The following is a 10,520-nucleotide window of genomic DNA, read 5'->3' on the forward strand; positions in this document are numbered from 1 at the left end:
CTACCGGCTCTGAGTTAGGCGAATGGAGTAAGCACCCCGGGCCGGGGGCGGTGAGCTATCAGGCCGGGTTTGCAAATATTCCAGTGAATCGACGTTCAGATATTCCAGCGCTCGCGGCACAGCGCCAGGAAGCGGGCCCCGGCTTGCGACAATGGCTGATGACGAAGGTGATAGACACCCACCTGTCGCTCGATACTGGAGAACGGCAGGCCTTCGATATGCTCCAGCTCCGGTGGCAACTCGGTCACCAGGTTGGAGACATAAGTCACGGCCTTGCCCTCGGCGACCAGCGCCAGTCGCAACTCCATGTGGCTGACTTCCCATACCGACGCGAAGGCATTGCGCAGTCGGTCGCCGCTGGGGCGACGGGCCGCTTCATCGAGATAAGAAGTCACTAGAGGCAGGGTGCGCAGCGTCGCCTGGGGATCGCGCTTGAGCGCCTCGCGGCTGGGGTGATCGCGCGCGATCATCAAACGACGCGTCTCGGCGAAGCACGAGTAGACGGTGAAGTAATCCGGCATGGTGTGCTGCAAAGGTCCGAAGCCAACTTCCCAACGGCCGTCGGACACGCCATGCACGATCTCGCGACTGGGCGCGACCGTCACCTTGAATCGAGTCAGCGGATTGCGCTCGGAGAACTCGCGCAGCAGCGCGATGCCGAAACGCGCGTTGGTCGCCGGCGAGAGCGCGAGCGACAAAGTGGACAACGCGCCGGTCTTGATCTGCGCGATGTCCGCCAATGTCTCGCGTTCCTCGTTCAGCACCGTCTCCGCATAACGCAGCAACCGGATGCCGGCCTCGGTCAATTGCGGCGGATTGCCACGACGTAACAGCACCGCGCCGAGCCGATGCTCGAGGTTGGCGATCGCCTGGCTCACTGCCGATTGCGATAAGTTCAGTCGTTCAGCGGCGCGACTGAACCCGCCAGCCTCCACCACGGCGTGAAAACAACGGATTTCATTGCGCTCGATCTGCATGTGGTCAATTTTCGCGCAGCAGTCGCGACTACTGCAAATTACACGTCGAAAAGCGCTGCCTTTCAGCGCGGGCGATAAGGGTATCGGATGCGCCGATGCGATCACAGTCACTGATCGGCGCATCGTTGCCGCGGCGTCGTGCAGTGACGCGCTCAGGCGTAGCTTGAGCAGTCATCGGGCGCCGCGGAGATGAGTCATGAGCGAGTCATTGCAACACGTTCACAAAGGTCTGGAAGGCGTGATCGCTGACACCACCTCGGTATCGCTCGTCGATGGCGAAGCCGGACGACTGTATTACCGTGGCTATGCGATCGAAGAGCTGGCGCGCAAACGGTTTGCAGAAGTGATGCACCTGATCGTGTTCGGCACGCTGCCCGATGCCGCGCGCCTTCAGGAAGTGGAAGACTACTTGTGGGTCGCAGGTCGCTTGCCACCCGAGCTCGCCGCGTCTCTACGTCAGATCGCGCGGCATGGCGAGCATCCCATGGCGACATTGCAAGCGATCACGACCTTGCTCGCATTGGAGCCGCCGGCGATCAGCCTCGGTCGGTCACAACAGGAAGAAGAAGCGCTCATCGTCGCGGCTCGCATTCCAGCTGCCATCGCCACGATTCACGCAGCGCTGCAGGATCATCCAGAGCATCCCTATCCAGCGTCGCGCCGCTACGGTGAACGCTATCTGCAGCTGTTGCACGGCCGTCGGCCCTCGCCGATCGAGGTCTCCGTGTTTGAAAGTGCGCAGATCTTGCAACTCGACCATGGGTTCAATGCCAGCACATTCACCGCGCGCGTGGTCACTTCGACACTGGCCCCGGCAACTTCGGCCCTCTCGGCCGCCATGGGGGCACTATATGGACCGCTGCACGGCGCGGCCGATCAGCAGGCACTGGAGATGGCGCTGGAAGTCGCCGAGCCTGAACGCGCACGCGACTTCGTGGCGCAGTGCCTTGCAACCGGCCGCAAGGTGATGGGCATGGGTCATCGCGAGTATCGCGTGGTCGATCCTCGCTCACGAATGATCCGGGCATTGGCTCAGCAGGTCGCGCAGCGGCCCGAGCAGGTGAAGCTGCTGGATGTGTTGAGCGCCGTCGACGAAGCCTTCATCGAGCAAACTCGTGAGAAACGACGTACGTTGCGCGCCAACCTGGAGTTCTACAAAGGGGTCGTTTATCTGGCGCTGGGCATCCCCAAGGAGTTTTTCACCGCCAGCTTTGCGGCCGCGCGCGTGTTTGGCTGGATCGCCCATGTGATGGAACAGCGACAGGACAATCGCATCATTCGCCCCGCCGCGCATTATGTTGGGCCTGCGCCGCGCACGATGACGCAATAAATGAAGCTCGTGCACGTCGGCACACTTGTCAGGTTATGCGCAGGGTGGCTATAGTGGTGTCACGTGACTTAAGTGACTAACCCGCACGTGTCCCACACTTCCTCCCCCATCGCCGTGATCAACGTCGTAGTACCGGTCGTAGCCATCAGTTACGCGCCGTAGGGGAATTATTAAATTACGAATCAACGACCCCCGTCGGTGCAAAGCCGGCGGGGGTTTTTCGTTTTAGTGCGCCGGTTTTGTCGATGGGGTTCCTGACAAGGAGCCTTGATGATCGCGTTACAACCGGCCAGTGCACAGAATCGCACCGGTGCCGACCTCATCATTCACCTGCTGGAGCGGCAGGGTGTCGACATCGTCGCGGGCATTCCCGGTGGCGCACTGTTGCCGTTGTATGAGGCGCTGGGCCGCTCGACCCGCATTCGCCACATCCTGGCGCGACACGAGCAGGCAGCGGGTTTCATCGCGCAAGGCATGTCGCGCATCACCCGCAAGGCCGGTGTCTGCTTTGCGACGTCGGGCCCGGGCGTGACCAACGTGGTGACCGCGCTCGCCGATGCAAAGCTCGATTCGATTCCTTTGGTATGCATTGCCGGGCAGGTGCCGCAAGCGCTGATTGGCACCGATGCGTTTCAGGAAGTGCCGACCGTCGACATGGTCCGCCCCATCACCAAGGCGAGTTTCTTCGTGCGGAATGCGCGTGAGCTATGGCATGTGATTCCCGAAGCCTTCCGCATCGCCGAGGGCGGACGACCGGGCCCGGTGCTGATCGATGTGCCCAAGGATGTTCAGCTCCAGCTCGCGGACCCCGAGCCTTTGAGCGAAGCGCCGCGCGAGCACGCCTCCATCTGCGCGCTGGATACGCGACAGCACTTCGATCTTGCGGCTCAGATGATTCACGCAGCCCAACGCCCGGTGCTCTATGTGGGCGGCGGCATCGTCAAAGCGCATGCGCATGCGGACATTCGCGCTCTGGCTGAACGCGCTGGCCTGCCGGTGACGTCGACACTGATGGCGTTAGGCGCGTTGCCCGCCGGCCACAGCTTGGATATCGGTATGTTGGGCATGCATGGCGCGCGTTTCACCAATCTCATCATCGATGAGTGCGACCTGTTGATCGCCATCGGCGCGCGCTTCGACGATCGCGCCACCGGCGATCCGAAGGGCTTCGCGCCGCACGCTCACATCGTTCATATCGACATCGACCCGCGCGAATTCGGCAAGATCAAAGCAGTCGACGTGTCGATCTGCGCCGACGCCGGGTTTTTTCGCAAACGCGCGAAACTTGCTTGAAAGCGCGTTGCAGCCCCAACTTCNAAACGAGCGCTTGTGGCTTGTTCCCGAGTGAATCAACTGAAGCAGGGTCATCCGCTGCGGACACCTGGCAGCGGCGACTTGTGCTCACCGTACGGCATCGTGCAAGCGGTCGGCGCGCTCGCACCCGATGACGTGATCGTGACGACGGACGTGGGCCAGCATCAGATGTGGGTCGCGCAACGCTTCCCGTTCATGCGGCCGGACCGTTGGCTCACTTCGGGCGGTTTGGGCACGATGGGCTTCGGCTTGCCTGCCGCCATCGGCGCGGCACTCGTCGAACCTGCGGCGACCACCTTGTGCTTTACCGGGGACGGCAGCCTGCTCATGAACGTGCAGGAGCTGGCAACGCTGGCCGAGCTGGATTTGAATGTGAAAATCGTGCTGCTCGATAATGCCGCACTCGGTCTGGTCCGGCAGCAGCAGGAATTGTTCTATCGGCAGCGCTTCGTCGCCTCGCTGTTTTCTCAGCCGAGCCGCTTCGTCGCGATCGCGCGGGCTTTTGGCATTCCCGCCTTGGACCTGGGTGACGCGGCCGATCCGCACGATGCATTGTCCCGCGCGATCCATGCTCGCGGCCCCGTGTTGATCCGCGTGCCGATCGCCGCCACTCATCACGTGCTGCCGATGGTGGCGCCGGGCGCGGCCAACACCGAAGCGCTCGATCATGCTTGCGAAGTCGTAGAGGAACTGTGATGACTCAACCCCCACTGGCACCGCCCATCGATTGGACCGACTTCGAAAAGGTCGAGCTGCGCGCCGGCACCATTCTGGAAGTCATGGAGTTTCCCGAGGCCCGCCGCCCCGCCTGGAAGCTGCGCATCGATTTCGGCCCGCAGATCGGCGAGCGGGTGTCGAGCGCACAGATCACCGCGCTCTACAGCAAGGAAGATCTGGTCGGACAGCAAGTGATGGCGGTGGTGAACTTTCCGCCCAAACAGATCGGCCCCTTCCGCTCTGAAGTACTGGTGACCGGCTTTCACGATGAGGCCGGGCGCGTCGTGCTGGTCCGTCCGGAAAGACGAGTGCCGAACGGCGCAAAGCTGCTTTAATGTCTGCCCGGCCCCAGCTGGACCTCATCAATGCAGTTTTCCGAGATTCTCGATTCGATTAGTGCGACGGGCGAGGAATGCCAGGTCACGGTCAGCGATGATTGGCTGCAAGGACGCGCCACGTTTGGTGGACTCGTGGCCGCGGTAGGAAACGAAGCGATGCGCAAGCTCGTGCCGCGCGATCGGCCGCTGCGCTCGTTGCAAACGACGTTTGTTGGTCCGGCCAGCGCCGGCACGTGGCGCATGCGGGCGCGCGTGTTACGCGTCGGTCGAGCTGTGACTCTCGCTCAGTGCGAAGTGCTCGACGGCGATCAGGTCGCCGCCGTGCAAGTCGGCGTCTATGGCATGGATCGTGAGTCAGCGGTGCTGGTCAAACCCGCGGCGGTCGATCCGCCTCGACAGGTCGAAGACATCAACGAGATCCGTTACTCGCCCGAGCGCTCGCCGGCGTTCATTCAGCACTTCGCGTTGCGGGTGGCGGAAGGCGCGAAGCCCTTCACGAGCACCCGATCGCCGACCAAGGTGTTCATTCGCCATCGCGATCCGGCAGCACTGACCGAGTCGCACATCGTCTGCCTGGTGGATTGCATTCCCACGCCGGCGCTGTCCATGTACCGGGCGCCAGCCCCCGGCAGCTCGCTGGTGTGGATGCTGGAGCTCTTCGAGCACGATCTGGAATTCAGCCCGGCCGCCTGGTGGCGCATCGACAGCGATATCGATGCCGCGACCGGCGGCTACGTGAATCAAACGGGCTTGCTGCACGATCCGAACGGTCGGCCGGTCGCGTTGTCCCGGCAGCTGTTCGCGGTTTTTGGCTAACCAGTCACGGTGCGCGCCAGACGCACCACGTCCAGCACACCGTTGATGATGAACTGCACGCCGATACAGACCAGCAGAAAGCCCATGATCCTGGCCATGGCGTTCATGCCGGCAATGCCGAGCACTTTCGACAGCCTGGTCGCGGCCCGCAGCGTGATGTAAGAAATCACACCGACCACAGCGATACCCAGCGCGATCAACACGTGGCCCACCACGACGTGCCCGCTCTGCTGGGCCGAGGCCGCCAGGCCGATCACGACGGCAATCGAGCCCGGCCCGCTCAAGCCAGGCATGGCGAGCGGCGTGAAAGACACGTCAGGCTTGGAGGCCGCTTCCATCTGCTCCTGCCGTGACATCGCGGCGGTATCCGGAAACAACATGCGAAAGCCCAGGTAGCTGACGATCATGCCGCCGGCGATGCGCAGCCCGGGAATGGAAATGCCGAAGAAGTTCATGATCAAGCCGCCCGCGACCAGGAACGACGTGAGGATGAAGAACATGTAAATGCAGGCGCGCTTGATCTGCTCGGTGCGCTCCTGCTCGCTCAGATTGGCGGTGATGGTCACTACCATGCCGACCGCGGATAACGGGTTGACGATCGGCAGCAGCGCGCCAATCGTACTGAGCACCAGGGTGAGGCCTTGGACGAACCAATTCATGGCCCGACGTTGTACCTGAAAGCCAAAGGCCTCAGGAGGTCTTTTTACGTTTCGCCGCCTGCGGCTTGCACAGACGCTCGAAGCCGCTGGCGATGAACGGCGCCATGCGCCGGCCGATGGCTTCGAAATCGCTGGATTTACACACTCCTTCGGACAGCCGGTCGATACGCCCGGTCTGCGACAGCGTCAGCGTCAACGCGCCGGACAGGAAGTGATAGCTCCAGTACAACTCCTCTTCGCTCACCTCCGGCAACGCCTTGCGAAGCGCATCGATCAGGTGATGAATGACGTTGTCGAAGGTGCGCCCCATGGTCTCGCCGCCCCAGGCCGGCGTGTTGTTCACCTGAGCAATCAATGCAAAGTAATTGTGCCAGTGCTGATCGCCGGTGGCGGCCCGCTGCAGAATGGGCTGTAAGAACGCATCGATCACTCCTTCCACGGTGATGGCACTGCCGGCCGACTGCACATAGGCGTCGATGGACTGGATGCGTTCCTCGTTGATGATCTCCGCCCGGCGCTCGAACACGGCATCGAACAGGCCGCGCTTGGTCTTGAAGTAGTAATGCAACAGGGCGGTGTCGACCTTCGCTTCCGTCGCCACCTCACGCACCGTCACGCCCCAAAATCCATGGCGTGAGAAATGATCCTCGGCGGCGTCGAGGATCCGCTCGCGCATATCCGGTGCGGTATCGGTCTTCAAGGGCCGGCCCCGGCGGACCTTGCGGCGTTTGGTGCTCATGTTCGTAGGTTAGGCGAAAACCCTAACAGGATACCTCTTTGGCCGTCGTTTGCCCCGTGTCAGTGCGTCGCATGAGTATTCATCATCTGCTGAATAATTGACAGCGAGCTTGCCCGGAGGCAATCTCGGCAATAATCATCACCTGATGAATAAATTCCGGCCTGCAGCCAAGACGGGTCAGTTAGGGGGACTTGAGCATGACTGCCTACGCATCTCGGGGCGCCTTGCGCCTGTCGATTGCCGCCATTCTCGCCACGCAGCTGCCCACACCGGCCAGCGCACAATCGAGCAATGACGCGTCCGTTACCAGTATCGAAAGCGTCGTCGTCACCGCACGCCGGCGTGAAGAAAGCCTGCAAGACGTGCCTGTGGCGATCTCCGCTCTGACCGCGGATCAGCTGCAGACTCAAAACGTCCGCACGCTCGAGGACATGACCGCGTTCGCACCGAACATCAAAGTGAACGCGGGCCGCGCCACGAGCAGCACGATCAACGCATATATCCGCGGCGTCGGACAAAACGATCCCCTGTGGGGTTTCGAGCCAGGCGTCGGCATTTACATCGACGATGTCTACGTCGCGCGCCCGCAAGGCGCATTGCTCGACGTCTACGACGTAGAGCGCATCGAAGTGCTGCGCGGCCCCCAAGGCACGCTGTACGGCAAGAACACCATCGCCGGTGCCATCAAGTACGTAACCCGCGACATCGCGACGGGCGAACCGACGCTCAATGTTTCTGCGACGGGCGGCAGTTACAACCAGCGCGAGATCAGGATTGGCGGCTCGATGCCCGTGGTCGATGAGCACGTCTTCCTCGGCGCCGCAGTGGCTTACCTCCGACGCGACGGTTACGGCGAAATCGTCGATGACGGCCGCTCTCGCCTGTACAACCGCGCCGGCCAGGACGTTTCAGACAAAGACGTGCTCGCGGCGCGCGCCAATGCCACGTTCGTCTGGGGTGACAGCTCCAGACTGCGCATCCTCGCCGATACCGTGCAAGACAACTCCAATGCCGCGGGCGGCCAGCGCTTGAACGATCTCACGATCGCGGCTGGCCCGGCCGCCGGCACGTATCCGCGCTTGAACGACCGCTACGATCAACGCACCGACATGCCGGTGGACCGCGACCGCTTCATCAACAAGGGCATCGCGGCGACGTACACGCAGTCGCTGACCGACGCACTGGACCTGAAAATCGTCGGCGCGTACCGCGAAGGCGAGGGCCGCCAGTTCATCGACTTCGATGAATTGAACGCCAATCTGTTCCAGGTGCCAGCCGAGTACAGCGACGATCAAAGCAGCGCCGAAGTGCAGCTGACTTACACCAGCGACCTGGTGAAAGGAGTCGCCGGCGTTTATTACTTCACCGGCCGCGCACAGGGCGCGTTCGATGCGTCGCTGGGCTCACTCGGGCTCACCTCGCTCACCAAGGGCAGCGTCGATACCGACAGCATCGCTGTGTACTTCGATACGACCTGGTCGCTCACCGACCGCTTGAACCTGAACGTCGGCGCGCGCTGGAACCAGGACGACAAGGACGCGACGGTATTCGTCGCACAGTATGCCGGCGTGCTCGCGCCGAATGCGACGTTGTTCGATCAGCACAATGTGCCGGCGGGCTTTACCTTGCTAGCCGTACAGAGCGACTACACGAACAACCGCAGCTTCTCCAATGTCTCGCCGCGGCTCGGCATGGATTTCAAGCTCAAAGACGATCTGATGCTGTATTTCAGCTACGCCGAAGGCTTCAAGAGCGGCGGCTTCGATATGCGCGGCAATCGGCTCGCCAATCCGAACACGGTCAATGGCTACGACGCCGAGACTGCGGACAACTTCGAAGTCGGCATGAAATCGACCTGGCTCGACGACTCGCTGCAGGTGAATCTGACTGCGTTCTACACGCCGTACAAGGACATTCAGATCACGACGCAGCAGTTCGTGCTGGTGAACGGCATTCCAACCAACGCCACGGCCGTGCTCAATGCGGGCAAACAGGTGAACCAGGGCGTGGAACTGGAAACGATGTGGCGGCCAATAGCGGGACTGACGCTGGCGGCGAATGTCGGCTACCTGGACGCGGAGTTCAAAGAGTTCTTCACAGCATGTCCGACCCCGACACCGGGATGCCGAGTGGATCTGAGTGGGCTCAACAAGCCGATCAACTCGCCGGATTGGACGACATATCTCGGCGGCACCTATGAATGGTCGCTGGGCTCGGGCGATATGACCCTCCATGCGGGTTACCAGTACCGCAGCGCGACCAAGGTCGCGAACACGACGGCGAGCATCACGGATCAGGGTGCTTATGACATTCTGGATCTGGTTGTTGCCTATACGACCGCGGCCAAAACCTGGCGATTCGCGCTGGAGGGCAAGAACATTCTCGATGAGGAATACCGAGTCGCAGGATATGACTTCGGCGCCACCGGCGCGACCGGCGGCTTCAGCCGTATCGGTTTCTACGGCCCGCCAAGAACGGTGTCGGTGACGGCAACGTATCGGTACTGATTGAGAAACGAATGTTTCAGGTGTCGTGTTCAACGACCCGATGGCAGCACACGGCACCTGAACCTGAATGACCTGGCTCATGCCTTCCAAACATCGCATCCTGATTACCGGCGCCGCCAGCGGCATCGGCCTGGCACTGACCGAGCACTTCGTGACCGGCGGCCATGAGGTCATCGCCTGTGACTTGCAGCGCGCGGCGCTCGATTCGTTAGAAAAGAGTCTGCCGCAGGTTCGTACGCTGGCGTTCGATCTGTCCGACGCCAAGCAGATCGACGCGGCGTTCGCTTCGTTGGGCGAGGACACGCCGGATGTCCTGATCAATAACGCCGGACTGCAATTCGTGTCGCCGCTCGAAGAGTTTCCGCCGGAGAAGTGGCAGTTGCTGATAGCGGTGATGCTGACGGGCACGGCTTTGCTGACGCGAGCGGTGTTGCCGCCGATGCGAAAGAGGAACTATGGCCGCATCGTGAATATTGGCTCGATTCATGCGTTGATCGCGTCACCGTTCAAAAGTGCGTACGTGGCCGCGAAGCATGGGCTCGTGGGGTTCAGCAAGACGATCGCGTTGGAAACGCATGACGCGGATATCACGATCAACACGGTGTGCCCGGGGTATGTGAAAACGCCGCTGGTGGATGCACAGATCGCGTCGCTGGCGAGGACTCACCACATGACGGAACAGCAGGTGGTCGAGGAGATCATGCTGAAGCCAATGCCTAAGCGGGAGTTCATCACGACGGATGAGTTGGTGGGATGCGTTGAGTTTTTGCTTAGCCCGGTGGCGAGGAATATTACGGGGCAGTGTTTGGTGTTGGATGGCGGCTGGACTGCGCAGTAGCGGTTACGTCACGGTTGCTAGGAGAAGAGGCGTTGGTGGTCTGCGTCGACGGGAGCGACCTACCTCCTTCGCTCGGAGAAGAGGCGTTGGTGGTTTGCGTCGACGGGAGCGACCTACCTCCTTCGCTCGGAGAAGAGGCGTTGGTGGTTTGCGTCGACGGGAGCGACCTACCTCCTTCGCTCGGAGAAGAGGCGTTGGTGGTTTGCGTCGACGGGAGCGACCTACCTCCGCCCGGCACCGGGCACGGCCGGAGCGCTAGCGCTCCTACACCGCACGTCCCATGAT

Annotated in this window: 8 protein-coding genes and 1 pseudogene; 6 read left to right on the forward strand and 3 right to left on the reverse strand. The window is 61.8% G+C overall.

All coding sequences use genetic code 11. The annotated features are described in order from the left end of the window. Nucleotides 1–95: 95 nt before the first annotated feature. Nucleotides 96–977, reverse strand: a complete 882-nt coding sequence (locus tag D0550_RS04400) for a LysR family transcriptional regulator (protein WP_161810149.1) — start codon at nt 975–977, stop codon at nt 96–98. 196 nt (nt 978–1,173) lie between these two features. Here D0550_RS04400 and D0550_RS04405 point away from each other — a divergent pair, with 196 nt between their 5' ends. The 4 genes and pseudogenes from D0550_RS04405 to D0550_RS04420 all read left to right on the forward strand — a co-directional run bounded on the left by D0550_RS04405 (nt 1,174) and on the right by D0550_RS04420 (nt 5,492). Next, nucleotides 1,174–2,307 carry a citrate/2-methylcitrate synthase gene (locus D0550_RS04405; protein WP_116807891.1) on the forward strand — a complete coding sequence of 378 codons (1,134 nt, stop codon included), beginning with the start codon at nt 1,174–1,176 and terminating at the stop codon, nt 2,305–2,307. Between the two features lie 270 nt (nt 2,308–2,577). Then, nucleotides 2,578–4,317: pseudogene (gene ilvB / locus D0550_RS36765) on the forward strand (biosynthetic-type acetolactate synthase large subunit). After that, on the forward strand, nt 4,317–4,673 hold the full coding sequence (locus D0550_RS04415; protein ID WP_116807892.1) for a tRNA-binding protein: 357 nt from the start codon (nt 4,317–4,319) through the stop codon (nt 4,671–4,673). Before ilvB ends, D0550_RS04415 begins: the two are co-directional and overlap by 1 nt. Before the next feature lie 30 nt (nt 4,674–4,703). Further along, nucleotides 4,704–5,492, forward strand: coding sequence for an acyl-CoA thioesterase (locus D0550_RS04420; RefSeq protein WP_116807893.1), 789 nt, complete (start codon nt 4,704–4,706; stop codon nt 5,490–5,492). Here the strand turns inward: D0550_RS04420 and D0550_RS04425 are convergent. Both D0550_RS04425 and D0550_RS04430 read right to left on the reverse strand, forming a co-directional pair. After that, nucleotides 5,489–6,151: a MarC family NAAT transporter gene (locus D0550_RS04425; protein ID WP_116807894.1), complete on the reverse strand. Its 663-nt coding sequence runs from the start codon at nt 6,149–6,151 to the stop codon at nt 5,489–5,491. The genes D0550_RS04420 and D0550_RS04425 overlap by 4 nt on opposite strands. A 31-nt stretch (nt 6,152–6,182) precedes the next feature. Continuing rightward, on the reverse strand, nt 6,183–6,890 hold the full coding sequence (locus tag D0550_RS04430; RefSeq protein WP_116807895.1) for a TetR/AcrR family transcriptional regulator: 708 nt from the start codon (nt 6,888–6,890) through the stop codon (nt 6,183–6,185). Between the two features lie 197 nt (nt 6,891–7,087). On the opposite strand from D0550_RS04430, the gene D0550_RS04435 reads away from it, so the two are divergent. Together D0550_RS04435 and D0550_RS04440 are read left to right on the forward strand one after the other, a co-directional pair. Next, on the forward strand, nt 7,088–9,397 hold the full coding sequence (locus D0550_RS04435; RefSeq protein WP_116807896.1) for a TonB-dependent receptor: 2,310 nt from the start codon (nt 7,088–7,090) through the stop codon (nt 9,395–9,397). A gap of 79 nt (nt 9,398–9,476) precedes the next feature. After that, a complete protein-coding gene (locus tag D0550_RS04440; protein ID WP_116807909.1) occupies nt 9,477–10,235 on the forward strand; it encodes a 3-hydroxybutyrate dehydrogenase in 759 nt (252 codons plus the stop codon). Nucleotides 10,236–10,520 lie beyond the last annotated feature (285 nt).

Source organism: Steroidobacter cummioxidans, assembly GCF_003104955.1.

Bases quoted from the DNA above. Each gene is read 5' to 3' on its own strand.
- D0550_RS04400 (WP_161810149.1), bottom strand. From the start codon at position 977: ATGCAGATCGAGCGCAATGAAATCCGTTGTTTTCACGCCGTGGTGGAG.
- D0550_RS04405 (WP_116807891.1), top strand. From the start codon at position 1,174: ATGAGCGAGTCATTGCAACACGTTCACAAAGGTCTGGAAGGCGTGATC.
- D0550_RS04415 (WP_116807892.1), top strand. From the start codon at position 4,317: ATGACTCAACCCCCACTGGCACCGCCCATCGATTGGACCGACTTCGAA.
- D0550_RS04420 (WP_116807893.1), top strand. From the start codon at position 4,704: ATGCAGTTTTCCGAGATTCTCGATTCGATTAGTGCGACGGGCGAGGAA.
- D0550_RS04425 (WP_116807894.1), bottom strand. From the start codon at position 6,151: ATGAATTGGTTCGTCCAAGGCCTCACCCTGGTGCTCAGTACGATTGGC.
- D0550_RS04430 (WP_116807895.1), bottom strand. From the start codon at position 6,890: ATGAGCACCAAACGCCGCAAGGTCCGCCGGGGCCGGCCCTTGAAGACC.
- D0550_RS04435 (WP_116807896.1), top strand. From the start codon at position 7,088: ATGACTGCCTACGCATCTCGGGGCGCCTTGCGCCTGTCGATTGCCGCC.
- D0550_RS04440 (WP_116807909.1), top strand. From the start codon at position 9,477: ATGCCTTCCAAACATCGCATCCTGATTACCGGCGCCGCCAGCGGCATC.